This is a genomic window from Bradyrhizobium sp. (assembly GCF_052389815.1).
Taxonomy (GTDB): Bacteria; Pseudomonadota; Alphaproteobacteria; order Rhizobiales; family Xanthobacteraceae; genus Bradyrhizobium.
The window spans coordinates 193,451-217,464 of the sequence record NZ_JBQTHN010000005.1; the positions used below are offsets into that span (position 1 = coordinate 193,451).

28 protein-coding genes are annotated in these 24,014 nt (G+C 65.4%); 15 read left to right on the top strand and 13 right to left on the bottom strand.

Going from position 1 to position 24,014, the window contains the following annotated elements; genetic code table 11:
- Position 1 precedes the first annotated feature (1 nt).
- From ACT4OC_RS01710 to ACT4OC_RS01730, 5 genes are all read left to right on the top strand, one after another.
- Positions 2-754, top strand: coding sequence for a TlyA family RNA methyltransferase (locus tag ACT4OC_RS01710; protein WP_444837271.1), 753 nt, complete (start codon positions 2-4; stop codon positions 752-754).
- Positions 747-1,985, top strand: coding sequence for a class I SAM-dependent RNA methyltransferase (locus ACT4OC_RS01715; protein ID WP_444837272.1), 1,239 nt, complete (start codon positions 747-749; stop codon positions 1,983-1,985). The genes ACT4OC_RS01710 and ACT4OC_RS01715 overlap by 8 nt, the downstream gene beginning before the upstream one ends.
- 12 nt (positions 1,986-1,997) lie before the next feature.
- Positions 1,998-2,822 carry a nucleotidyltransferase domain-containing protein gene (locus ACT4OC_RS01720; RefSeq protein WP_444837273.1) on the top strand — a complete coding sequence of 275 codons (825 nt, stop codon included), beginning with the start codon at positions 1,998-2,000 and terminating at the stop codon, positions 2,820-2,822.
- A gap of 213 nt (positions 2,823-3,035) precedes the next feature.
- Entirely contained in the window at positions 3,036-4,067 is a 1,032-nt protein-coding gene (locus ACT4OC_RS01725; protein WP_444837274.1) for an Acg family FMN-binding oxidoreductase, read from the top strand.
- A gap of 11 nt (positions 4,068-4,078) precedes the next feature.
- On the top strand, positions 4,079-4,465 hold the full coding sequence (locus ACT4OC_RS01730) for a hypothetical protein (protein ID WP_444837275.1): 387 nt from the start codon (positions 4,079-4,081) through the stop codon (positions 4,463-4,465).
- A 15-nt stretch (positions 4,466-4,480) separates the two neighbouring features.
- Here ACT4OC_RS01730 and ACT4OC_RS01735 read toward each other — a convergent pair whose 3' ends face one another.
- Positions 4,481-5,332: a DUF1194 domain-containing protein gene (locus tag ACT4OC_RS01735; protein ID WP_444837276.1), complete on the bottom strand. Its 852-nt coding sequence runs from the start codon at positions 5,330-5,332 to the stop codon at positions 4,481-4,483.
- A 133-nt stretch (positions 5,333-5,465) separates the two neighbouring features.
- Between ACT4OC_RS01735 and ACT4OC_RS01740 the strand changes: the two genes are divergently transcribed.
- Together ACT4OC_RS01740 and clpS are read left to right on the top strand one after the other, a co-directional pair.
- The gene (locus ACT4OC_RS01740; protein WP_444837277.1) at positions 5,466-5,687 is read left to right on the top strand and encodes a hypothetical protein; all 222 of its coding nucleotides are present in this window, start codon (positions 5,466-5,468) and stop codon (positions 5,685-5,687) included.
- 37 nt (positions 5,688-5,724) lie between these two features.
- A complete protein-coding gene (clpS, locus tag ACT4OC_RS01745) occupies positions 5,725-6,030 on the top strand; it encodes an ATP-dependent Clp protease adapter ClpS (RefSeq protein WP_444837278.1) in 306 nt (101 codons plus the stop codon).
- Between the two features lie 9 nt (positions 6,031-6,039).
- Here the strand turns inward: clpS and ACT4OC_RS01750 are convergent, their stop codons facing one another.
- The 5 genes from ACT4OC_RS01750 to fabI form a co-directional block, all read right to left on the bottom strand.
- Positions 6,040-6,363 (bottom strand): PRC-barrel domain-containing protein, encoded by a 324-nt coding sequence (locus tag ACT4OC_RS01750; protein WP_444837279.1) that lies wholly within the window; start codon positions 6,361-6,363, stop codon positions 6,040-6,042.
- Between the two features lie 77 nt (positions 6,364-6,440).
- Positions 6,441-7,628 (bottom strand): adenylate/guanylate cyclase domain-containing protein, encoded by a 1,188-nt coding sequence (locus tag ACT4OC_RS01755; protein WP_444837280.1) that lies wholly within the window; start codon positions 7,626-7,628, stop codon positions 6,441-6,443.
- A gap of 68 nt (positions 7,629-7,696) precedes the next feature.
- Complete coding sequence (gene aroC, locus ACT4OC_RS01760; protein WP_444837281.1) at positions 7,697-8,782, bottom strand: chorismate synthase; 1,086 nt, start codon at positions 8,780-8,782, stop codon at positions 7,697-7,699.
- 179 nt (positions 8,783-8,961) lie between these two features.
- Positions 8,962-9,561: a histidine phosphatase family protein gene (locus ACT4OC_RS01765; RefSeq protein ID WP_444837282.1), complete on the bottom strand. Its 600-nt coding sequence runs from the start codon at positions 9,559-9,561 to the stop codon at positions 8,962-8,964.
- A gap of 10 nt (positions 9,562-9,571) precedes the next feature.
- Positions 9,572-10,384, bottom strand: coding sequence for an enoyl-ACP reductase FabI (gene fabI, locus ACT4OC_RS01770; RefSeq protein WP_444837283.1), 813 nt, complete (start codon positions 10,382-10,384; stop codon positions 9,572-9,574).
- Positions 10,385-10,570: 186 nt separating this feature from the next.
- Here fabI and ACT4OC_RS01775 point away from each other — a divergent pair, with 186 nt between their 5' ends.
- Positions 10,571-11,059: a sigma-70 family RNA polymerase sigma factor gene (locus tag ACT4OC_RS01775; protein ID WP_444837284.1), complete on the top strand. Its 489-nt coding sequence runs from the start codon at positions 10,571-10,573 to the stop codon at positions 11,057-11,059.
- A 54-nt stretch (positions 11,060-11,113) separates the two neighbouring features.
- Entirely contained in the window at positions 11,114-11,899 is a 786-nt protein-coding gene (locus tag ACT4OC_RS01780; protein WP_444837285.1) for an anti-sigma factor family protein, read from the top strand.
- A 332-nt stretch (positions 11,900-12,231) separates the two neighbouring features.
- Here ACT4OC_RS01780 and ACT4OC_RS01785 read toward each other — a convergent pair whose 3' ends face one another.
- Both ACT4OC_RS01785 and ACT4OC_RS01790 read right to left on the bottom strand, forming a co-directional pair.
- Complete coding sequence (locus ACT4OC_RS01785; RefSeq protein ID WP_444837286.1) at positions 12,232-13,182, bottom strand: DnaJ C-terminal domain-containing protein; 951 nt, start codon at positions 13,180-13,182, stop codon at positions 12,232-12,234.
- Positions 13,183-13,289: 107 nt separating this feature from the next.
- Complete coding sequence (locus ACT4OC_RS01790) at positions 13,290-13,697, bottom strand: RT0821/Lpp0805 family surface protein (protein WP_444837287.1); 408 nt, start codon at positions 13,695-13,697, stop codon at positions 13,290-13,292.
- 108 nt (positions 13,698-13,805) lie between these two features.
- Here ACT4OC_RS01790 and pdxH point away from each other — a divergent pair, with 108 nt between their 5' ends.
- Positions 13,806-14,447 carry a pyridoxamine 5'-phosphate oxidase gene (gene pdxH, locus ACT4OC_RS01795; protein ID WP_444837288.1) on the top strand — a complete coding sequence of 214 codons (642 nt, stop codon included), beginning with the start codon at positions 13,806-13,808 and terminating at the stop codon, positions 14,445-14,447.
- 96 nt (positions 14,448-14,543) lie between these two features.
- Positions 14,544-15,293, top strand: a complete 750-nt coding sequence (locus tag ACT4OC_RS01800) for an SDR family NAD(P)-dependent oxidoreductase (RefSeq protein ID WP_444837289.1) — start codon at positions 14,544-14,546, stop codon at positions 15,291-15,293.
- A gap of 124 nt (positions 15,294-15,417) precedes the next feature.
- Here ACT4OC_RS01800 and ACT4OC_RS01805 read toward each other — a convergent pair whose 3' ends face one another.
- Positions 15,418-15,639: a hypothetical protein gene (locus ACT4OC_RS01805; protein WP_444837290.1), complete on the bottom strand. Its 222-nt coding sequence runs from the start codon at positions 15,637-15,639 to the stop codon at positions 15,418-15,420.
- A gap of 219 nt (positions 15,640-15,858) precedes the next feature.
- A complete protein-coding gene (locus ACT4OC_RS01810) occupies positions 15,859-16,836 on the bottom strand; it encodes a magnesium transporter CorA family protein (RefSeq protein ID WP_444837291.1) in 978 nt (325 codons plus the stop codon).
- 334 nt (positions 16,837-17,170) lie between these two features.
- On the opposite strand from ACT4OC_RS01810, the gene ACT4OC_RS01815 reads away from it, so the two are divergent.
- Positions 17,171-17,857 (top strand): L,D-transpeptidase, encoded by a 687-nt coding sequence (locus tag ACT4OC_RS01815; protein ID WP_444837292.1) that lies wholly within the window; start codon positions 17,171-17,173, stop codon positions 17,855-17,857.
- Between the two features lie 31 nt (positions 17,858-17,888).
- On the opposite strand, the gene ACT4OC_RS01820 is transcribed toward ACT4OC_RS01815, so the two are convergent.
- Positions 17,889-18,953: an extensin family protein gene (locus ACT4OC_RS01820; protein WP_444837293.1), complete on the bottom strand. Its 1,065-nt coding sequence runs from the start codon at positions 18,951-18,953 to the stop codon at positions 17,889-17,891.
- A gap of 84 nt (positions 18,954-19,037) precedes the next feature.
- Here ACT4OC_RS01820 and ACT4OC_RS01825 point away from each other — a divergent pair, with 84 nt between their 5' ends.
- Positions 19,038-20,666: a fatty-acid--CoA ligase gene (locus tag ACT4OC_RS01825; RefSeq protein WP_444837294.1), complete on the top strand. Its 1,629-nt coding sequence runs from the start codon at positions 19,038-19,040 to the stop codon at positions 20,664-20,666.
- A gap of 38 nt (positions 20,667-20,704) precedes the next feature.
- On the opposite strand, the gene ACT4OC_RS01830 is transcribed toward ACT4OC_RS01825, so the two are convergent.
- Positions 20,705-20,929, bottom strand: coding sequence for an RSP_7527 family protein (locus ACT4OC_RS01830; RefSeq protein WP_444837295.1), 225 nt, complete (start codon positions 20,927-20,929; stop codon positions 20,705-20,707).
- A gap of 91 nt (positions 20,930-21,020) precedes the next feature.
- On the opposite strand from ACT4OC_RS01830, the gene ACT4OC_RS01835 reads away from it, so the two are divergent.
- Complete coding sequence (locus ACT4OC_RS01835) at positions 21,021-21,917, top strand: LysR family transcriptional regulator (RefSeq protein ID WP_444837296.1); 897 nt, start codon at positions 21,021-21,023, stop codon at positions 21,915-21,917.
- Positions 21,918-22,157: 240 nt separating this feature from the next.
- Positions 22,158-23,009: a DUF1499 domain-containing protein gene (locus tag ACT4OC_RS01840; RefSeq protein ID WP_444837297.1), complete on the top strand. Its 852-nt coding sequence runs from the start codon at positions 22,158-22,160 to the stop codon at positions 23,007-23,009.
- 66 nt (positions 23,010-23,075) lie between these two features.
- On the opposite strand, the gene ACT4OC_RS01845 is transcribed toward ACT4OC_RS01840, so the two are convergent.
- The gene (locus ACT4OC_RS01845; RefSeq protein WP_444837298.1) at positions 23,076-23,996 is read right to left on the bottom strand and encodes an MBL fold metallo-hydrolase; all 921 of its coding nucleotides are present in this window, start codon (positions 23,994-23,996) and stop codon (positions 23,076-23,078) included.
- Positions 23,997-24,014: the final 18 nt, after the last annotated feature.

The window sequence follows — 24,014 nt, forward strand, 5'->3', positions numbered from 1 at the left end:
CGTGGCAAAGAGAAGCAATGGCGAAGCCGTCCGCAAGCGCGCCGACGTGGTGCTGGTGGAGCGCGGCCTGTTCGAGAGCCGGGCCCGCGCCCGCGCCGCCATCGACGCCGGCCTCGTCATCGCCGATGACAAGCAGGTAGCGAAGGCCTCTGAAGTCATCTCCGCGGACGCGGTGCTGCAGGCGCAGCCGGCACACCCTTGGGTGTCGCGCGGCGGCGTCAAGCTCGCCGGCGCGCTGGAGCAGTATCCGATTCCGATCGAGGACCGCATCTGTCTCGACGTCGGCGCCTCCACCGGCGGCTTCACCGAGGTGCTGCTCGCCAATGGCGCGGCGATGGTGTTCTCCATCGACGTCGGCCACGGCCAGCTGCACCATTCGCTGCACGGCCATCCCAGGATCGTGTCGATGGAAGGCACCGATATCCGCAAGCTGGAAAACACCCGCCTGCCCGCCCGGCCCGATGTCGTGGTGATCGACGTCAGCTTCATCTCGCTGAAGGCGGTGCTGCCGGCGGCACTGTCGCTGGCGGCAGCGCCGGCCCATCTGCTGGCGCTGATCAAGCCGCAATACGAGGCGGAGCGGAAGAACTACAAGGGCGGCATCATCCGCAACGCCATGGTGCACCAGCAGATCTGCGACGACATCATGGCATTCGCAGGCACGTTGGGCTGCACCGACATGCAGGTGTTTCCCTCCTGCATTGCCGGCGGCGACGGCAACATCGAATTCTTCCTCGGCGCGCGGCGTGGCTGAAACGCTCCGCATCGATCACGTCGCCTATTTCGGCGACGGCGTGTCGCCCTCGCCCGGCGGCAACATCTATGTGCCCTACACGCTCGGCGGCGAGATCGTGGAAGTCGCCGAAGTCCACGGCCATCCCGACCGCCGCAAGCTCGTCGAAGTCAGGCAGGCAAGCCCGGAACGCATCGCGCCGTTCTGCCCGCATTTCTCCGTTTGCGGCGGCTGTGCGATCCAGCATTGGGACGCGGCGGCCTATCGCGCCTGGAAGCGCAACATCGTGGTGGAGACGCTGGCGCAGGCGGGCATCGCTGCCGAGGTCGCGCCGCTGCTCGACGCGCATGGCAGCGGGCGGCGGCGCATCACCCTGCATGCGCGGATGGGTACGCATGAGGTGCTGAAGGTCGGCTATGCCGCCGCACACTCCCACGACATCGTCCCGATCGACCGCTGCCCGATCCTCGATCCCGCGCTCGGCGGCGCGCTCGACGCGGCCTGGGCGATCGCCGAGGCGCTGAAGCCGGTGCGAAAGCCGCTCGACATCCAGTTCACCGCCACGCGCGGCGGGCTCGATGTGGATGTACGCGGTTCCGGGCCCGTCAATGCGGCGATGACCACGAAGCTCTCTGCCATCGCGCAAGCGCACCGGCTGGCGCGGCTGACGCGTCACGGCGAACTGGTGCTGCTGCGCAATCCACCCGTCGTCGCCATGGGCACCGCTGAGGTCACGCTGCCGCCGGGTTCGTTCCTGCAGGCGACCGATGCCGGCGAGGAAGCGCTTGCCGCGCTGGTGCTGGATCACAGCAAGCGCGCCAGGCACGTCGCCGACCTCTTCTGCGGCGTCGGTCCGTTTGCGCTTCGGCTCGCGGCCAAATCTCGCGTGGCGGCATTCGACAGCGACGCAGGCTCGGTGGCGGCGTTGCAGAAGGCTGCGACCTCGACGTCAGGACTGAAGCCGGTGAAGGCGGAAGCGCGCGACTTGTTCCGCCGCCCGCTTGTGCCGCAGGAATTGCGCGACTACGACACGGTCGTGTTCGACCCGCCGCGCCAGGGCGCGCAGGCGCAGGCGACGCAGCTTGCCGCGAGCAAGGTGCCGGCGGTGGTCGCCGTCTCCTGCAACGTCGCGACCTTCGCGCGTGATGCGAGGATCCTGATCGACGGCGGTTATCGCATCGAGGGCGTCACGCCGGTGGACCAATTCCGCCACACGCCGCATGTGGAGCTGGTGGCGAGGTTTGCGCGCTGAAAAGGAATTCGCATGCAGCTCGACCCTTTCCTGCAGCGCCTGGTGTCCGCCTTCACCGAGGTACCGGGTATCGCGGCAATCGTGCTGGGCGGCTCTCGTGCACGCGGCATGGCGCATGGCAAATCCGACTACGACATCGGCCTGTACTACGCCGCGGCTGCCCCGCTTGATACCGACCGTCTGCTCGAGGCCGCAAAGCGCCTCGCCGACCGGCAATCCAGCATCACCGTGACCCCGGTCGGCGAGTGGGGGCCATGGATCGTGGGAGGTGCCTGGCTGTCGATTGAAAGACGGAAGGTCGACCTGCTCTACAGGAACGTCGAGGCGGCGTCGCAGGTCATCGAGGCTTGCCGCTCGGGCGACATCACGATGAACTACCAGCCGGGACATCCGCATGGATTTTGCTCGGCGATCTGGGCGGGCGAAGTTGCGCTGTGCCGGCCGCTGCACGATCCCCAGGGCGCTGTCGCCCGATTGAAGTCGCTTGCCCTGCCCTATCCGCCGCGCCTGCGCGAGGCGCTGGTTCGCCGCTTCCAGTGGGAGATCCTGTTCAGCATCGAGAATGCCGAGCTCGCCGCGTCCCGACGGGAACAAACGCATGTCGCAGGCTGCGTCTACCGGGCGCTGGCATGCATCGCGCAAGTGCTGTTTTCGCTCAACGAACGCCACCTCATCAACGAGAAGGGCGCGTTGAAGGAAGCCGAGAGCCTTCCGCTGACGCTTCCGGAACTGGAGGATCGCGTCGCCGACATCTGGCAGTTCATCGGCGACAGCGAGCTTGAAATCGCACTCGCGATCCTGCGCGAATTGCAGCAGGAGCTGAAAGCCCTGGCGTGAACCGCTAGCGGCGCCTCCCTGCCCTGCCGGATTTTTTCGCCGGCCAAGCATTGACGCGGCTCGCAACCTTGCACCGCGGACGCCGGCTTTGACGCCGGTCAACAGTCTCGGCCCAGGGCGGCGCTACACAGACCCCACGGGATTTCCGTGGAGCCGCCGATGCGGATCGACAGGCGCCAAATGCTTGCTGCGCTTGGATGCTCAGCCGCCGCAATGACCGGACTGAGGCCGTCCGCTGCGGTGGCGTCGCTGACCTATGAGGAGGCGGCGCGGATGGCCCGCGTGCCCCTCCAGGCCACGCCGCGAAACCGGGAGCTGGTGCGCTTCGCCACGCTGGCGGCCAACAGCCACAATACCCAGCCCTGGATCTTCACGGCCACCGCCAACAGGATCGTCATTGCACCGGATTATGAACGCCGGTGCGCGGCAGTCGATCCGGACGATCACCACCTCTTTGTCAGCCTCGGATGCGCCGCCGAAAATCTCGTTCTGGCGGCTTCCGCGCTCGGGTTGAGGGCGCACCCACGCGTCGATGGCGAGAAGATCGTTGTCGAGCTTGAAGTGGCGCCGCCGACCAGATCACCGCTGACCGAGGCAATGACCGTCCGCCAGAGCACCCGGGCCAATTTCGACGGCAAATCCGTGCCCGCCGACGCCTTGCGGCTTCTCGAGAGCGCCGGCCGGGAGCCCGGCGTGTCGGCGATCATGCTGACGGATCGGACCAGGCTCTCCAAAGTCGCCGAGTACGTGGTCGAAGGAAACTCGGCGCAAATGCGCGACAAAGGCTTCATGGACGAACTCGTGAGCTGGCTGCGTTTCAGCGAGAGGGACGCGCTAGCGACGATGGACGGACTGTCCGCTCGCGCCTCGGGCAATCCGGAGCTGCCCGCGTGGATCGCGCGGCGGTTGCTGAAATTCGCCCTGACCGAGAACGGTGAGAACAGGAAATATCGCGAGCAGATCGACAGCTCGGCCGGCATTGTCGTCCTTGCCGCTGATGCCAACGACAGATCGGGATGGATCGCAGCCGGCCGCGCCTGCCAGCGCTTCGGACTGCAGGCGACCGCGCTCGGCCTCAAATACGCCTTCATCAACCAGCCGGTCGAGGTGACGGCGCTGAGAAACCAGTTCGCGGCGTTCCTCGCCATTGGCGAGCGGCGTCCCGACATCGTCATGCGGTTTGGCGCGGGACCCGATCTGCCGAAATCCTTAAGGCGGACGCCGGAACAGGTGATGCGCGAATGATACTCAGGATCTTGCGCGCAGCACTCCTCTATCTCATCATCGTCTTCGGCGCCGGATTCCTGCTCGGGCCGATCCGGGTGCTCTGGCTGGAGCCGCGCATTGGCGCTTTCAAGGCGGTGCTCTACGAAGCTCCACTCCTGCTCGGAGTAATGCTTATCGCCTCGCGTCTGTCCCCGCGCACCGCTGGCCTTGAGCTGCGCACGGATGCCTTGCTGGCCATGGGAGGAGCCGCGCTGGCGATGCAGCAAGTTGCCGATATTGCCGTCGGTCTCTGGCTTCGGAGCATCAGCCTTCGAGAACAGCTCGTGCGGTTTGCGACCGCGGAAGGCGCGATCTATGCCGCGTTGCTTGTTCTGTTCGCCGTCATGCCGGCGCTGACCAACAGAGCGTCCCGTTGACGACCGGCGACGCCTCTACCTCCCCCACCGATCCTGCCAGATCTTCTCCCCGATCATGCAATTGACCCGCGGCTCCCGGGCCTGCGCTGCGGCCGGCACCACCCGATCCTCCGGCGTGCGGCCGGCGACCTCCATGACCAGCTTGGTGCGGATCGCTTCCTTGAACTTGTCGCGGTCCTTGATGGTGACGACGAAGGAGCCGGGGCCGCCGATCACGCAGTCCTCGAAATAGTAGTCGAGGTTGTCGATATCCATGGTGGAATAGGATGGCTCCTTCGCCATGATCGGCAGGCCGTTGATGATGATGCCCTTCTCCAGCGCCGCGTCGCGCGCCAGCGTCACGGGCATGCCGTTGTTGTTGGGGCCGTCGCCGGAAATGTCGATCACACGCCGCAGGCCGCGATAATGGTTCTCCTCGAACAGCGGCATGGCGAAGTTGATCGCGCCCGAAATGGAGGTGCGCGAGGCGCGGCGGATCGGTGTCCTCATGATCTCGGCGGAGACGGCGTCGGCAGATTCCGGCCCGTCGATCAGCCGCCAGGGAATGATCAGCTTCTGGTCGGTGGCGGCGGCCCATTCGAAATAGGTCACGGCGATCTTGCCGTTCGGTCCGTTCTTCAGCGCCTGCAGGAATTCCTTGGAGATAATCGCCTGGGCATAGCCCTCGCGCTGGAGCGCAAGCTCGTCCATGTCCATGGAGTAGGAGACGTCGACCGCGAGGACGAGTTCGACATCGACGCTCGCCTCTTTCGCGGCGAGACGGGGGCCGTTCTGGCCTCCAGGGCCGGGCGCGGCAACACCCGCCACGTCTCCGCCAGCCAGCATGCCGGCGACAAGCACCGCTCCGATCGAGACATACCAGCGCATGGCGGCCCTCCCGATTAGGTCTTGCGATGGTGACATGCAAACTGCGTCGCGAAAAGCGATAACGTGAATTGTCCATCACAATCGGTTTAGCCGCTTGCCCGTCGTTGGCCGGATTGCCTCGAGGATTCCCGCTTTGAACGAAAGCGGCCACAAAGCCGACCAATGCGTGGGGCTGGCAATCGCAGGTCTTGCTGCGTCGCTGCTGCCCGGCGCGCTCGCCGCGCTGGTCGAGCTGAAACTCTCCGACAACGCCCAGTTTCGGCACCTCCCCGGAGCCTGTAAACTGATGGGGACCGCGGTCGTCAGCGGCGATCAAACCTGGCGCTCTCGCCTTTCGGGGTGCCGCGGCTCCTGATCTCTCTGCGACGGCGGCCGCGGGAGCGAGCGCCGCCATGACCAATACCGACGTCAAGCCGAAGACAAAGGTCAAGACCAAGACCGAGCGGCCGCGCCTGCACAAGGTGATCCTGGTCAACGACGACTACACCCCGCGCGAATTCGTCGTCACCGTGCTGAAGGCGGAATTCCGCATGACCGAGGACCAGGCCTACAAGGTGATGATAACAGCGCATCGCCGCGGCGTCTGCGTCGTCGCCGTCTTCACCAAGGACGTCGCCGAGACCAAGGCGACGCGCGCCACCGACGCCGGCCGCGCCAAGGGCTATCCGCTGTTGTTCACCACCGAGCCGGAGGAATAGACCGGCTCGTCAGACCGTCCAGTAGTGCGGGTGCGGCTGGGAACGCTCGCCGAGATCGAAGGAGTCGTCGTCGAACTCGCACGGGCCGGCCTGCAAATCTTCCAGCGTCAGTCCGGTTTCGAATGCCTGGCGCGTGGAATCGTATTTGAGCGCGTTCCACTGCACCGGATAATGGTGGCTGCCGCCAAACAGCCCGCCGGTCTTGAGCACCGCGTAGGCGACCGTTCCGCTGACCTTTTCGAGCATCAGCCGCTCGATCGTCCCGAGCTTGGCGCCATCGCGCCCATAGACGCTGACATGCTCGACGCGGTCGCTGGGAACCAGGGTGTGCATGGTTACCTCCCTGTGTCTCGTTCTAGTCCCATATATAGCATGGAACGGGCGGCCCCGCCGCCGGTTCCCGCAGAATTTCACGCCGCTTCTGCCGCCTCCTCGTCGAACAGCCCGTAGACGCGCTGGGCCCTGGCGAAACCCGCGATCGGGAACTCGCCGAGATCGCGCCAGCCGCCGCTGCAGATGCCGGCAAAGCCTTCCGACGCCACGATGGTGCGGCGCAGCCTGCTGGTGAGCTTTTCCAGACGGGCTGCAAGATTGACGGCAGGTCCAATGCAGGTGAAGTCGAGCCGCGCGCCGCCGCCGATATTGCCGTAGAGGATCGGGCCGACATGCAGCGCCACGCCGAAGCGGAAGCGCTCGATGGTGTCGCCGACCGGATACTGCAGGGCCCCGACGCCGGCCCGGGTCTCGCGTGCGGCGGCCAGCACGCGCGCGCAGACCTGTTGGGAGTCGCCGACATATTCGTCGATCGGAAACACCGCGAGCAGGCCGTCGCCCATGTACTTCAGCACCTCGCCGCCATGCGCCTTGATGGCGGCGACCTGGCAGTCGAAATAGGTGTTCAGGATGTCGACGATGGTCTCCGGCGGCAGGCGGTCGGACAGCGAGGTGTAGCCGCGCAGATCCGATAGCCAGATCGCCGCGTTCATGTTCTCGGTGTGGCCGCGCCTGATCTGGCCGCCGAGGATTTTCTCGCCGGCGCGATTGCCGACATAGGTGTCGAGCAGCGTGGCGGCGACGCGGCGCAGCCCGATCACCTCCACCAGCCGCGCCAGGGGCGCCATGATGGAGCGCAGCGCGGCGATCTGCTCGTCGGAAAAGCCGCCCTCCTGCCTGGTGGTCCAGCTCGTGGCGTGCGCCGAGCCCTCGATGAACAGGATCGGCAGCGCGATATAGTCGGTGACGCCCTCGGCGCGCAGGTCGTCGATGATGGGATATTTGGCGCTTTCGGGATCGTCGACACGGCAGCGCACCTCGCGACCCTGGCGAAACACGATCGAGAGCGGGCTTGCGTTGAACTCCGGCGTGTCCTGGATGTCGAAATCCACGGTGCCGAGCGCGACTTCCTCGCCGGGCTTCCAGATGAAGTTGCGACCGAAGATATCGGGATGGAGCGTGCGGATGAAGAAGGCGACCCGCCATAACGGGATGCCGGCGGCCGTCAGCCGCACACAAAGTTCCTCGATCATCTTCGCAGGAACGGGCGACGAGCGGCCGCCGTCGATCAGCCATTCCCTGATATTGCTGACATCAATCGCCATTCGCGGCCCTGCCACTTCTCTTTAGGGGAGAATATGGGCGGCTTTGCGCGCGGAGGCTAGCCCCGCGTCTAACCCACCTGCCCGCGATGGCGCAGCAGATGATCGGCCAGCACGCAGGCCATCATGGCTTCGCCGACGGGAACGGCGCGGATGCCGACGCAGGGGTCGTGGCGGCCCTTGGTCATGATCTCGGTCTCGCCGCCCTGGCGGTCCACGGTGCGGCGCGGGGTGAGGATCGAGGAAGTCGGCTTCACCGCAAAGCGCACCACCACCGGCTGGCCGGTCGAGATACCGCCGAGGACGCCGCCGGCATGGTTGGAGAGGAAGCGCGTGCCGTCGTTGCCGGTGCGCATCTCGTCGGCGTTCTCCTCGCCGGACAATTCCGCCGCGCCAAAGCCCGCGCCGATTTCGACGCCCTTGACCGCATTGATGCTCATCATGGCGGCGGCCAGATCGCCGTCGAGCTTGCCGTAGATCGGCGCGCCGAGCCCGGGCGGCACGCCCTCGGCCACCACTTCGATCACGGCCCCGATCGAGGAGCCGGACTTGCGGATGCCGTCGAGATAACCCTCGAAGAACGCGGCCTTGTCCTTGTCGGGACAGAAGAACGGATTCTTCGCGATCTCGTCCCAGTTCCACTTCGCGCGGTCGATCTTGTGCGGGCCCATCTGCACCAGTGCGCCGCGCACCTTCACCTCGGGCAGGATCTTGCGCGCGATCGCGCCGGCGGCGACGCGCGTTGCGGTCTCGCGCGCCGAAGAACGCCCGCCGCCGCGGTAGTCGCGCAGGCCGTACTTCGCTTCATAGGTGAAGTCGGCATGGCCCGGGCGAAACTTGTCCTTGATCTCGGAATAGTCCTTCGAGCGCTGGTCGGTGTTTTCGATCAGAAGCGCGATCGGCGTGCCGGTAGTGACCTGCACGCCCGTTTCCGGATGCGCCATCACGCCGGACAGGATCTTCACCGCATCCGGCTCCTGCCGCTGGGTGGTGAAGCGCGACTGGCCGGGACGGCGGCGGTCGAGATCGAGCTGGATGTCCTCATTGGTGAGCGGGATCAGCGGCGGACAGCCGTCGACCACGCAGCCGATCGCGACCCCATGGCTCTCGCCGAAGGTCGTGACGCGGAACATGTGGCCGAAGGTGTTGAAGGACATTGGTGCTCGGTTCGTAAGTCAATGCTGACTTAACGCGGGGGGCCATAAGGGTCAAATGACCTCTCGACTCGTCATGGCCGGGCTTGACCCGGCCATCCACGCCTCGAGGTGACGCGCGCGCGAAAAGACGTGGATGCCCGGGTCAAGCCTGGTCAAGCCCGGGCATGACGGTGGTTGGGTTAACTATACTTCTTCAACTCCCCGTCCCCGAACACATAGACGGCGCCCTGCTCGATATAGAGGTCGGCCGCGCTTTGCGGCGTCTCATGTCCGAGCGCGACCATCAGCGCCCGGCAGGTGCCGCCATGGGCGACCGCGACGGTGTCGGCCTTCAGGGAATCGTACCAGTCGCGCATCCTGAGCTGCACGGCGGCATAGGTCTCGCCGCCCGGCGAGGACATGGTCCATTTCTCGGTCAGACGCCTTTCGTAGAACGCGGGGTCCCTGGCCTGCATCTCGGCAAGCGTCGAGCCTTCCCATTCGCCGTAGCCGATCTCGCGCAGGCGGTCGTCGAGCGCATATCCGTCCGCCGAAAGCCCGAGCACCTCGCGCACGAAGTCCATGGTCGACCGTGCGCGGCCCAGGGGGCTGGCGACATAGGCGAGATCGTTCCTGTCGCGACCGTCGCGCGCGATCAGCTCGGCGAGCACGTTGCCGGCATGCGCCGCCTGCTTGCGGCCGAGCTCGTTGAGCGGGATGTCCAGCGTGCCCTGCAACCGCCCTTCCGCATTCCATGCCGTCTCGCCGTGGCGGATGTAGTAGATGGTCGGCGCGGGCATGGTGGCGGCGTCAGTCCGTCGTCCGGGAGATGTCGGGCGCGTCGGGATGCTTCATGCCGACGATGTGATAGCCGGAGTCGACGTGATGCACCTCGCCGGTGACGCCGCGCGACATGTCGGAGAGCAGATACAGCGCGCTGGCGCCGACCTCCTCCAGGCTCACCGTCCGCCGCAGCGGCGAGTTCAGCTCGTTCCACTTCAGCATGTAGCGGAAGTCGCCGATGCCTGCGGCGGCCAGCGTCTTGATCGGACCCGCCGACAGCGCGTTGACGCGGATATTGTCCTTGCCGAGATCGGCGGCGAGATAGCGCACGCTTGCCTCGAGCGCGGCCTTCGCCACGCCCATCACGTTGTAATGCGGCATCCACTTCTCGGCGCCGTAATAGGTCAGCGTCAGGATCGAGCCGCCGCCGGTCATCAGTTTTTCCGCACGCTGCGCCACCGCGGTCAGCGAGTAGCAACTGATGAGCATGGTGTTGGTGAAGTTGTCGGCTGAGGTGTCGAGATAGCGGCCGTCAAGCTGGCTCTTGTCGGAGAAGGCGATCGCATGCACCACGAAGTCGATCTTGTCCCAGTGCCGGCCGGCCTCGGCGAACACGGCGTCGATGCTGGCGGGATCGGTGACGTCGCAATGGCCGAGAAGGATACCGCCGATCTCCCGAGCCAGCGGCTCGACCCGCTTCTTCAGCGCCTCGCCCTGAAAGGTCAGCGCGATCCCGGCGCCGGCGTCGTGGCATGCCTTGGCGATGCCCCAGGCGATGGAGCGGTTGTTGGCAACGCCCAGGATCACTCCCCGCTTGCCCTGCATCAGTTTTGGCGACATCGGTTTTCCAGTTGCCCTTGACCTGTTGTCTGGAGGTACACCAGCACTCTGCGGGGGAAAAGCCCAAATCGGCATGGGCCGTTAACGCTGTTCGCAACAGCGGCGAGGCGCGGAATAGTTCCGTCATTCGGGTGTTATGTTGCTGAAAGCTTAGCTAGCGCGCGAGCCCACCTGACCGGTTGAAGCATGAGCCCGTTTCGCCAGAGTGTCGAAGCCATAATCCCGGCGCTGCGCCGCTACGCGAGGGCGCTGGCGCGCGACACCGACATCGCCGACGACCTGGTGCAGGACACCCTGGTGCGCGCGCTGCGCTCGGAGAAGCTGTTTCTCGGCGGCGACGTCAGGAGCTGGCTCTACACGATCCTGACCAACCTCAACAAGAACCGGCGCCGCTCGCTGGCGAGGCGCCCGCAATTCATGCCGCTGCTCGACAACAATCCCGACGCCAGCGGCACCGAAGCCGAAGGCCGCGACATCGCACGCGCGCTGGCGACGCTGGTGGAGGAGCAGCGCGCGGTGCTGCTGCTGGTGATGCTGGAAGGCCTCTCCTACCGCGAGGTCGCCGACATTCAGGGCGTGCCGATCGGCACCGTAATGTCACGGCTTGCCCGCGCCCGCGCCCATGTCAAAGCTGTTCTGGAGGGCGAGCGCACCGCGCTGCGCCGGGTCAAGTAGCGGCAGGATTCTTCATCGAAGAGATTTGAACAGGACTGGACAGAGACGACGACAATGAACGACCCCAAAATTCCCGTCACCGAAGACGAGCTGCATGCTTACGTCGACGACGAGCTGCCGGCGGAGCGCCGCGGCGACGTCGAGGCGTGGCTGGCGGCGCGTCCCGAGGATGCGGCGCGGGTGCAATCGTGGCGCGCGATGGCCGAGATGCTGCATGCAAGGTACGATTCGGTGCTCGACGAGCCGGTGCCGAAGCGGCTCGGGCTCGAGCAGCTCTCGAGCCCGCCGCGCCGCTGGATGTATGGCGCAGCGGCAGCGGCGCTGATCGCCTTCATCGCCGGCGGCGGCATCGGCTGGATCGCGCATGGCGCCACCACGACGCCCTCGGCATTCCAGAGCCTGACCGTCGAGGCGCTGGATGCGCACCGGCTGTACGTCGTGGAAGTGCGCCACCCCGTCGAGGTGGCGGGCAGCGAGCGCGCGCATCTGCAGCAATGGCTGACCAAGCGCTGCGGCTGGAAGGTGCATGCGCCTGAACTGGAGTCCGCAGGGCTGAAGCTGGTGGGCGGACGGTTGTTGCCCGGACCGGCGGGACCGGCGTCGTTCCTGATGTATGAGGGGCCGTCCGGCGAGCGCTTCACCGTCTATGCCGCCAGGGCGACGGTGGAGACGACCCAGATGCGCTATGCCACGCAGGGCCGCGACAATGCCTTGTTCTGGGCCGAGCACGGCGTCGGATTCGTGGTCTCGGGCTCGAGCGACCGCGATCGCCTGACCCAGGTTGCCAAGCTCGTCTATGACGAGAGCGAGAAGCTCGGCGGCGACGTGCGCACCCGCTAGGGATTGTTGCCGGCGTCCGGCGAAATTCTTGCCGGATCAAGACGATTGGCGGCCGAATTGCGGCGTAGCGAATTGTCCCAATTTGGACATTGAATATCTGAAATCAGACCACCGACGCGTCTCATTATCGCACCGGATGATCACGCGAAAATGAGTGGCGCTCGATCCGCCGATCGACGCAAGCGGCCTCGATCGGGGTTTGGTACCGCGCTGGTCCCCCTTTCGAGGCCGCACCCCTTTAGGGGGTCACGTCAACTGGCTCGCGAAAACCTCCCGGCTTTCGCGATCGAAATACGGCCTCTGCCCGCCCCGGTTTCGTGGAACCGGCTGGGTCAGCCCAAGTCGCTACGCGGATTGTAAGGGTGTCCGTCGCGCCACTTTTCCATCAATTGCTCAAGTTCGCTGTCGTTCCCGTCGGGCAGGATAATTTTTGTGGTCACGAGCAGATCGCCGGTGCCGCCCGATTTGGGCAGGCCTTTGCCCTTGAGGCGGAAGGTGCGGCCGCTGGAGGTGTTTTTTGGGATCGACAGTTCCACCGCCCCGCCGAGGGTGGGCACGCGGACCTTGCCGCCGAGCACCGCCTCGTAAAGCGTGATCGGCAGATCGACGCGCAAGTCGCTGCCCTCGACCTTGAAGAACGGATGCGGGGCAATGCTGACGGTGATGAGCACGTCGCCCGGGCGGTGGCCGGGCGCAGTCTCGCCCTGCCCCTTGAGCCGGATCTGCTGGCCTGAAGTCACGCCGGCCGGAATCCTGACGTTAAGCTCCTTGCCGGTCGGCAGGCGCACCCGCTTCTCGGCGCCCTTGACGGCGTCCTCGAGCGAAACGGTCAGCGCGGCATTGATGTCGAGGTCGAGCCCGATGCCGCCGGTGTCGAATTCGAACTGACTGCCGCCGCCGCGCGCGCCGCGGCCGGCCGCGCCGCCGAACATGCTGTTGAGGATGTCCTCGAAGCTGCCGCCGGCAGCGCCCGGTCCGCCGCCGGAGCGGAAGGTATAGGTTTCGAAGCCGCCCGGGCCGGCGCGGCCGCGCGGGTCGCCGCCGAATCCCTGGAAGCGCGGCTTGCCCTCGGCATCGATCTCGCCGCGGTCGAACTGCTTGCGCTTGTCCTCGTCGCCAAGGATCTCGTTGGCCGTGTTGATCTCGGCAAAGCGCGCGGCGGCCTTCGGGTCGCCCTTGTTGCTGTCGGGGTGATGCTTCTTGGCGAGCTTGCGAAAAGCGCTCTTGATGGCCGCAGCGCTGGCGCTCCGCGGCACCCCCAAGACCTCATAGGGGTCGCGCATCCGTCAAATCTCCTTATCGGGAATCGGTCTGTCGAATTCAGGCAAGATACCCAATTTGACCTCATGTGGGTGCCCGTTGCATTTCTGCAACGGGGTGGCCAAGGGAATTAGCTCCGTCTCCACGGCTTTAGCGTATGGATTTCCCAGCGGCCATGGCCGGCCTGGCAGGCCGCGCCCTGCAGCCAGCTTTCGCTTCGGCCGTTGACGTAGCTTGCCAGGAAATCGCGGCAGGTGCGACCTTCGTTGGTATAGGCCTGCGCGAGCGGGGTCACCGAGCCGCGGGCGCCGGTCTCCGGGTTCGCCCATGGCTGGCTGGTGTCCTTGTTGCCCTTGGTCAGCACGTCGGAGGCCGCCGTGCGGGCAAAGGCGAGATCGCTTTCCGTCGGTACCGCCTCCTGGACGGCGATCGAGCCGGTCACCACCTCGCTCTCCTCCGCCCTGGAGAAGAAACCGCCGCCATCGCGGGAAAAGCTGCAGCCACCGGAGCTGGCGCCGATCAGAAACAGGGTAACCATCGTGCCGAGGGGCCGGATCGCCGATAGGCCAATGCGTTCCCATGTCCTATATTGACGGGACTGCAGCGCACTCTGGGACGCTGACGCACGCAACTCGGTACTCCGGACATGACAGACACAACCTCCATCAAAACCCCAACACCGTTAACATCCGGTGATTTTACGGCCGCGGAGGAGCCCTTCGCGCTGTTCGGGGAATGGTTTGCGGAAGCTGTGAAGTCCGAGCCGAACGACCCCAATGCGATGGCGCTCGCCACCGTCGATGCCGACGGCCTGCCCGACCTGCGCATGGTGCTGATGAAGGGCTTCGATACCGACGGCTTCGTATTCTACAGCCACATCGCCAGCGCCAAGGGCCGCGAGCTCGCCGCAAATCCCAAGGCCGGTTTACTCTTCCACTGGAAGTCGCTGCGCCGCCAGGTCCGCATCCGCGGGCCGGTCACGCCGGTGACCGACGCCGAGGCCGACGCCTATTTCGCCACGCGGCCGAAGCAGGCGCAGATCGGCGCCTGGGCGAGCAAGCAGTCGCAGCCGCTGGAAAGCCGCTTCGCCTTCGAGCAGGCGATCGCGCTGGTCGCCGCCAAGCATGTGATCGGCGAGGTGCCGCGGCCACCGGGCTGGAGCGGCTGGCGGATCGCGCCGACGCGCATCGAGTTCTGGCACGACCGCCCGTTCCGCCTGCACGACCGCATCGAATTCCGCCGCGACGCGCCAGGCCAGCCCTGGAGCAAGGCGCGGCTTTATCCCTGAGAAGCCGTCATGCCCGGCCTTGTGCCGGGTCGCAACGACGCAAGACGTGGATGGCCGGGACAAGCCCGGCCATGACGAAGAACGAAAGAGCTGTTGATGGTGACCTCCAACCTGCCGCGGCGCACGCTGCTCCTGACCGGCGCCAGCCGCGGCATCGGCCATGCCACCGTGATCCGCTTCTCCAGCGCCGGCTGGCGCGTCATCACCTGCTCGCGCCACCCCTTCCCTGAAGACTGCCCGTGGGATGCCGGGCCGGAGGACCACATCCAGGTCGACCTCGCCAACCCCGACGACACCGTGCGCGCGATCGGCGAAATCCGCCGCCGGCTCGAGGGTGGCACGCTGCACGCGCTGGTCAACAATGCCGCGATCTCGCCCAAGGGCCTGGGCGGCTCGCGCCTCGGCAGCGTCGACACCGACCTCGACACCTGGACCCACGTCTTCCAGGTCAATTTCTTCGCCCCGATCATGATCGCGCGCGGGTTGATCGACGAGCTGAAGGCCGCCAAGGGCTCGGTGGTGAACGTCACCTCGATCGCGGGCTCGCGCGTGCATCCCTTTGCCGGCGCCGCCTACGCGACGTCGAAAGCCGCGCTCGCCTCGCTGACCCGCGAAATGGCGTCCGACTTCGGCCGGGTCGGCGTCCGCGTCAACGCGATTGCCCCTGGCGAGATCGACACCTCGATCCTGTCGCCGGGAACCGAGAAAATCGTCGAGCAGCAGATTCCGATGCATCGCCTGGGAACGCCGGACGAGGTGGCCAAGATCATCTATGTGCTGTGTACGGAGACGAGCTCCTACGTGAACGGCGCCGAGATTCACATCAACGGCGGGCAGCACGTTTGAGACGGCACTCGAACTGAATTGGCACCTCAACAGGCCGAGCTATCGCCCATGATCCGGAGCCGTTTCCGGTCATCGCCTGGCGCTTTGAGGCCTGCCGCATTTCCCACCGGCAGACCGGCTCTCTTCAAACCAGCTCACGCAGGATCTGAGCGGCCTGCCAGCGCAGCTGGGCCGCCTCGACATTGAACGTGCTGGAGCACTCTTCCTCGCGCTCGCCGTCGGCCAGCACCGCGCCGCAGTGCCGGCAGGTGCGCACCGAGATCGCCGGCGCGCGGGCGCCGATGCGTTCGCGGTAGCTGGCGAGGTCGATGACCGTGCGCGTTCCAGTTGTTACTTTGTCAACCATTGTGCCCTCGCGGCGTGTGGCAGCGTTATCGCAGACAACGTTCGATCAAAGGTTCAGGGCACAGTTCAAATTTTAGCGGAGCGATAGCGGCGGATGGAACGGCTCGAAGCTTGACGAATTTGGCGTTACCGCAACTGGGAACAAGGCTGAAAAGTTGCCGGCACCTTGCTCGATAACCATGGCGTATCCGAATGAAAATTCATCCTTCGGAAACGCAGCTCACAACCATTTCTTCCAGCGGAAGAGCAAGTACGGAAGAATCGCCGCCGCCAGCATCATGATCAGCGCCATCGGATAGCCGTGCGCCCATTCCAGCTCCGGCATCTTCCTGAAGTTCATGCCGTAGATCGAGGCGATCAGGGTCGGCGGCATCAGCACCACCGCCATCACCGAGAACAGCTTGATGATGTTGTTCTGCTCGAGATTGACCACGCCCAGCATGGCGTCGAGGGTGAAGGTGATCTTGCTGGAAAGATAGGAGGCGTGGTCGGTCAGGGAGCCGACGTCGCGCTGCATGGTCTTGAGCTGCTCGCGCATGTCCTTCGACCATTTGACGCCCTCCATGACGGCGGACATGAAGGTGACGACGCGGCCGATGGAGACGAGGCTCTCGCGAATCTTCGATACCAGGTCGCCCTTGCGCCCGATCTCGATCAGGATTTGCGAATACAGCTTGGCGTGGCCGTGGCGCTGGCTCACGGGCTCGAAAATGTCGTGAGAGACCTGGTCGACGTCGGCGCCGCACCGCTCGAGAATATCGGCGCAGCGGTCGATCACGGCATCCAGCAGCTCCATCAGCACCATCTCGCCCGATATCGAGGGCGAGCAGGAGCGCGCCAGCTTGTTCTCCACCAGCGGGAATGGCTTTGGGGTGTCATAGCGCACCGTGACCAGGCGATGGCCGGCGAGGATGAAGGTGACGGCGGTGGTGCGGGGCATGTCGGTGTCGGAATGACACATCAGCATCGCCGTCATGTAGCGGGCGCCGTTCTCGATATAGAGGCGGCTGGAGATCTCGATCTCCTGCATGTCCTCGCGGGTCGGCACCACGATCCCGGCAAGCCGCTCCACCGCCTTGTCCTCCTCCGCCGTCGGCTTGACGAGGTCGATCCAGACCGCGTTTTCCGGCAGCGCGGCGAGATCGACGGCGACGGCTTTCTTCAGCGAAAATTCGGCAGGAACGAAAACCGAGAACATCCACGACTCCGGAACCAGTTACGAAGAGGACACCGACTTAGCCCGATTCTGGCAAGCGCTTCATGACTGCCGTATTAACCAGCCTTCAAGCTTTGTGGCGCCCGGGTGGCGTCACCATGGCACGGATGCGGCCGATGTGGCCGATTTGCCCAGTAACTGGGCCGGACCGCCCCACCCTTGCGGCAGAAAGGACACAGCTGGCCGTCATCGACACGGGATAAGTGGCTAAGTTCTGGAATTCTGGAAGGTTTCGGAGATAATGCAGCCAATGGGTTTCGGGCGTTTGCGGCGCATCGTCTGAGCGTGCATGCAAAACATTTCGATTGGAATGAACATGTCGTCCTTGAAGGCAAAGTTGGGAATTCTGGCTGCCGGCCTGATGCTCTCGGGCTGCATGCAGGCCACGACCTATCAGCCGGCTCCCGAGGCATCGCTCAAACCGGCCGACAAGGCGCAGCTCGCCAAGGCGCGTTACGAGAAGGTTGCCGTGGCAGAGCCGTTCCGCCGCGCGATCGTCGACTATCATCGCAAGGAACTCCCCGGCACGATCGTGGTCGATTCCGACAACCACTATCTCTATCTGGTGCAGGACAGCGGCAAGGCGATTCGTTACGGCATCACCGTCGGCGAGGATGCGCTCGCCTTCTCCGGCATCGCCAAGGTCGGCAACATGGCTGAATGGCCGAAATGGACTCCGACCAAGGACATCCACAAGCGCATCGAGGGCCTGCCGGCATCGGTGCCCGGCGGCGTCGACAATCCGCTCGGTGCCCGCGCGCTCTATTTGTATCAGGGCGGCCGCGACACCATGTTCCGCATCCACGGCACCAACCAGCCGGAGTATATCGGCGCGTCGATCTCCTCGGGTTGCATCCGCATGACCAACGAGGACGTCATCGACCTCTACAGCCGGGTGAAGGCGGGGACGATAGTGGTCGTGCTCGAACCCAAGCACGGCGACTCGCCCTACAATTCCAAGATGGCCCTGCAGGGCAGCAGCGTTAATCCCATCTTGCAGTAAACCTCCGGGCAGCGAGGTAAAGCGCCGGTTCTCACCGGCGCTTTTTTGTTGCCTTCTGCTTGGCGGGGGCGGGCTCGGCTTCAGGCGCTTCGCGATCGGACTTCGCAGCCTCCGGTTTCGCCGGCTCGTCGGACTTGGCGGCGACCTCGCGCGGCGGCGCCTCCGGCGGACGTTCGGCCGGCAGCAGCGGCGCTACCTGCGGCAGCGGGTCCCAGACGTTCCATTGACATATCCGGTAGTTGTTGCGCCGCTCGGCGACGTCGAGATGGATGTGATCCTCGTGGTACCAGTCCGATCCCGGCCCCAGCACCGTCGCGAATCGCGCGCAGACCGAATGCAGCACGCTTTCGCGCAACTCGCGCGGCACGGTGCGGTCGGTGAACTGGATCGACTTGCCGCCGACGAGCTTGACGGCGCGCACGTCGAGCGCATTCGCCCTTCCATGCTCGGAAAGCTGCGCGCCGGCGACGCGGTTACGGCCGCGGCACTCGTAGGAATCGAAATTGTCGAGCTCGCTGATCTGGCTGCCGAGCCTGGCGGCGATCGGCGCCATGTCGCTGCGGATCCAATCGGCAATCGCGCTCGCCATCCTGCAGCGGAGGATCGCCGCCGGCTTCACCGGCACCTTGCGCTTGTCCGGCAGCACGACGGCCTCCAGCCGCACCAGGTCCTCGCCACCGCAGCCGCCCGGTCCCTTGATGTCGGGGATGGAGGGGGCGATCGCGATCTCTTCGGTCAGCGCCAGGCGGCAGGCCGAAGGCGGCGGCGGTTCGGCCGGCTTGGCGGGCTCGCCGGGCGGCTCGGCCTTGTCCGGCGCAGCCTTGCTTTCAGACTTGCTGTCATTCTTGGGCGCCTCGGCCGGACGGGGACGCGGCAGCGGGACTCCCGGACGGTGGATGGTGCCGCGCAGCTTCGGCTTGCCCGCGAACAGGTCCAGCGGCGGGACCGGCTTCGTTTCGCGCGCCGATTCGCGCCCCGCAGCCGGCCCGGTCGCGACCGCCAGCGCGAGCACAGCGGCGGTAACCATTGCCGCAGCCCGGCCGTCAAGGGCGCCGCCAGCCAATTTCCGGCTTGATTTCTCCGCGCTAAAGTCCATGACAATTCCAAATCTTAGTTCCCATTCGCCCGTACTTTGGGGCGAAAGCGCGGAAGCAGCACAACTATCAGGAGGGACGTTCGAATGCGTGGTTTGATGCAAGACTGGCCGCTTTTGTGCCACCGGATTATCGAGCACGCGGCGAGGTATCATGGAACGCAGGAGGTCGTCACCCGCTCGGTCGAAGGCCCGATCGTCCGCACCACTTACGGCGAAATTCACAAGCGCGCGCTGAAGGTTTCGCAGATGCTGCAGCGCGACGGCATCAAGCTCGGCGACCGCGTCGCCACCATCGCCTGGAACACGGCGCGCCATCTCGAATGCTGGTACGGCATCATGGGAATCGGCGCGATCTGCCACACCGTCAATCCGCGCTTGTTCCCCGAGCAGATCGCCTGGATCATCAACCATGCCGAGGACCGCGTGGTGATGACCGACATCACCTTCGTTCCGCTGCTGGAAAAGATCGCCGGCCAGCTGCCCAGCGTCGAGCGCTACGTGGTGCTGACCGACAAGGCGCACATGCCGCAAACCACGCTGAAGAACGCGGTCGCCTATGAGGAATGGCTCGCCAAGGCCGACGGCAACTTCGCCTGGGAAGATTTCGACGAGAATACCGCGGCCGCGATGTGCTACACCTCGGGCACCACGGGCGATCCGAAGGGTGTGCTTTATTCGCACCGTGGCAACGTGCTGCACGCGCTGATGGCCAACAACATCGACGCGCTGGGCGCCAGCGCCTCCGACACCATGCTGCCGGTGGTGCCGCTGTTCCACGCCAACAGCTGGGGCATTGCCTTCTCCGCGCCCTCGATGGGCACCAAGCTCGTCATGCCCGGACCGAAGCTCGACGGCGCCTCGGTCTACGAGCTGCTCTCGACCGAAAAGGTCACCGTTACCGCCGGCGTGCCGACTGTGTGGCTCATGCTGCTGCAGCACATGGCCGCCAACAACCTGAAACTACCGCACCTGCGCATGGTGGTGTGCGGCGGCTCGGCGATGCCGCGCACGATGATCAAGACCTTCGTCGACATGGGCGTCACCACGCGCCACGCCTGGGGCATGACCGAGATGAGCCCGATCGGCACGCTCGCGGCCCTCAAGCCGCCCTTCGCCGAGCTCAAGGGCGAGGCGCAGCTCGACGTCCTGCAGACCCAGGGTTTTCCGCCCTACGGCGTGCAGATGAAGATCACCGACGATGCCGGCAAGGAGCTGCCGTGGGACGGCAAGACCTTCGGCCGGCTCAAGGTGGCCGGCCCTGCGGTGGCAAAGGCCTATTTCAAGATCGACACCAACATCCTCGACGAGGAGGGCTATTTCGACACTGGCGACGTCGCCACCATCGACCCGCACGGCTATATGCGCATCACCGACCGCTCCAAGGACGTGATCAAGTCGGGCGGCGAGTGGATTTCGTCGATCGACCTCGAGAACCTCGCGGTCGGCCACCCCGCGGTGGCGGAGGCCGCCGTGATCGGCGTTTATCATCCCAAATGGGACGAGCGTCCGCTGCTGATCGTGCAGCTCAAGCAGGGCCAGTCGGCCACGCGCGAGGACATCCTGAAGTTCATGGACGGCAAGATCGCCAAATGGTGGATGCCCGATGACGTCGTGTTCATCGATAGCATCCCGCACACGGCGACCGGCAAGATCCTGAAGACGGCGCTGCGCGACCAGTTCAAGGCCTACCGGTTCCCGAACGCGGCGGCCTGACGCTCAGGCAGGGGCGCATTCGACAGGATGCGCCCCCGTCATGTCGCGCGATGCCTTGCGGCCGGCATCGATTTGCCGGCAAACTGGCCGGCGAGCAGCGAAAATGCCGCCCGGAGTAAGGCGACGACCGCCGCGCTTCGGGCGCGGCGCGCCCTCGCCGTGTAGGCGTCGAAATCGATGCTGCCGTCGGGACGGCGAAGGACGACTTCATCAGCGAACACAGCCGACGTGGGGCGGCCTTCGAAGTTGCTTTCCCGGAACATGGAGAATCTCCTTTCTTGAAGGAGACTGATATATTTTGCATATTTCCAGATATAATATGCGAGATTTTCCGCTTATACGTGAATCGAATTCATGAATGGCGCCGCATCCGCCGAAATGAACGCCTTTGTCCGCGTCGCCGAGCGCGGCAGCTTTGCCGCGGCCGCGACCGATCTCGGGCTGACGCCATCGGCCCTGTCCAAGCTCGTGACCCGGATCGAGGACCGGCTCGGCGTACGGCTCCTGACCCGGACCACGCGGAAGCTGGCGCTGACCGCCGAAGGCGAGCTGTTCGTCACCCGCAGCCGGGAGATCCTGGCCTCGATCGAGGCGGCGGAAGCCGAGGTGACGGCGGCGAGCGAGCGGCCGCGCGGCCATTTGCGGATCAGCGTCGGCACGGCGATCGCCAAGCAGATCCTCGGTCCTGCCCTTCCGGCCTTTCTCGATCGCTATCCCGACATCACCGCCGAGCTTCACGTGTCGGACCGACAGATCGACCTCGTTGCCGAGCAGGTGGATGTGGCCATCCGATCGGGCGCGCTTGGTGACTCCACCCTCGTGGCACGCAAGATCGCCGAGGCGACACGCGTCATCTGCGCCAGCCCCACCTATCTGGAGAAACGCGGCACGCCGCGCCTGCCTGCCGATCTTCTCCAGCATAACTGCCTGACCCTGCCCGGGCCGGCGTGGTCGCGATGGCCCTTCCACACCCACGAAGGCATCAACCGGCTTGCCATCTCGGGCAGCTTTACCAGCGACAATGCCGACCTGTTGCTGGACATGGCGGTGGCCGGGCTCGGCATCGCGCGGCTGGCGGATTTTATGGTTGCGCGCGCGGTGCAGCACGGGGCGCTCGTACCGCTGCTGATGGACAATCACGTACCGGAAGCCTTCCCGATCCATGCGCTGACCGTGCCCGGCCGCCACCGCGCCCCCCGCGTCAGGGCCTTCATCGATTTCCTCGCCGAGCAGTTCGGCCGCACCGATTGATGCGCAGCGCATCACGATTTGGACGGATTTTCCGGTGCAAGTTGCTTTCCACGCAGACGCTAAATGCGCTAGAGCTTCGGTTCTGATTGAATCAGAACCGAAGCTCCAGAATCTTGGTTTGACGCGTTTTCTTCACGCGAACCGGTATGCACTTCGCTTGAAAACGCTCTAGCTCAGGGCGCGCCGCCCGCCGCAACGAGACTGCGGCCGGCGCCACAATCCACGATGGAACATTGACCGATGGCCCGCAGGTTTTCCGCCCCCTACCAGACGGAGCCGGTGTCCGCGCTCGCCACATGGTCGCGGAACCTTGCGGTGTTTTCCGTCGTCGCGGTCGTGGTGTCGATCCTCATCGTCCGCTTCGGCTTTCTCGAGATCAAGCCGGCGCTGGCGACGTTCTTCGGCGGGCTTGCCATTGCCGGCCTTTCCGTCCTGGTCGGACTCGGGGCATTCGCCGCGATCTGGCAGAACGGCTCGCGCGGCATGAGCCGCGTGCTGCTGGCGCTGTTGATCGACGCCGTCGTGCTCGCCTATCCCGCCTATCTCGGCCTGCAATACCGCAGTCTGCCGAAGATCTACGACATCACCACCGATCCGATCGACCCGCCGCGCTTCGAGGCGTTGGCGCGGCTGCGGACCGGCGAAGGCGCCAACTCCGCCGTTTACGCCGGCCTCTATTCCGCAGAGCAACAACGCATCGCTTATCCCGATATCGAGACGGTCGAGCTCGAGTTCCCGGCGCAGCGCGCCTACGACGTGGTGCTGCAGGTCGTCAACAAGCGCAAATGGCGCATCGTTGACGAACGCGCGCCGCAGCCGCGCCGCGAGGGCCATATCGAGGCGATCGCGCAGACGTTGATCATGGGATTCCGCGAGGATGTCGCGATCCGCATCAAGGCCGACGGCGATGATTCCCGCATCGATATCCGTTCCTCCTCGCGCTATTTCGAGAGCGACCTCGGCAGCAACGCCTCGCGCGTGGCCAAGCTGATCGAAGACATCAAGACGGCGGCCGAGGCGGCCGCGCTCAAGCCGGTGAAGAAGGCGCCCGCGCCTGCGCCGAAGGGGCCGGCCAAGACGGTGAAGAAATAGCGAGTGGCGAATGGCGAATGGTAGCGCGCGCGCCTTATTCGCTACTCGCGACTCGCCATTCGCCCCTCACGACGCCATCCTGTAGGTGCCGCCGATCACGGGATCGCCATCGGTCGCGACGATGCCGCGTGCGACCAGATCTTCCAAATGCGCCAGCACGGAGTAGCCCGCCGCATTGGTCAGCCGCGGGTCGATCCCGATATAGATCGCGCGCACCATGGTCGGGATGTCGGCCTCGCCCTTGGAGAGCCGATGCAGGATCGACGCCTCGCGGGCGCGGCGGTGCCGCTCCAGGAAGCGGACATAGCGCGCACCGTCGGGGATTTCCGGGCCGTGGCCGGAGAAGTACAAATCCTCCTCGCGACGGGCGAGGCGGTCGAGCGAAGCCATGTAGTCGATCATGGAGCCATCCGGCGGCGCCACGATCGAGGTCGACCAGCCCATGACGTGGTCGCCGACGAAATTGATCTTCCGCTCCGCCCAGGCGAAGGCGAGATGATTGGCGGTATGGCCGGGGGTGGCGACGGCTTCCAGCCGCCAGCCATTGCCTTCGATGAGGTCGCCGCCCCGCACCGTCACATCGGGCTTGAAATCGCGGTCGGCGCCGGACTCCGGATTGTGCTTCTCGCTTTCGAAGCGCGGCCGCGAGGCGCGGTGCGGACCTTCGGCATAGACAGGCGCGCCAGTCGCAGCCTTGATCCGCGCAGTGTTCGGCGAGTGGTCGCGATGGGTGTGCGTCACCAGGATGTGCGTCACGTTCTCGCCGCGCACCGCGTCGAGCAGCGCTTTGGCATGCGCCTCGTCATCGGGACCTGGATCGATGATCGCGACATTTCCCTGGCCGACGATGTAGCTGACCGTGCCGGTGAAGGTGAACGGGCTCGGATTGTTGCAGAGCACGCGCCGCACGCCGGGGCGGGCTTCCTCGGCGACGCCTGGCTGCAAGGGAAAGTCGCGGTTGAAGGGGATGTCGTCGTTGTCGGCCATGGGCGGCTTGCTCGCAGC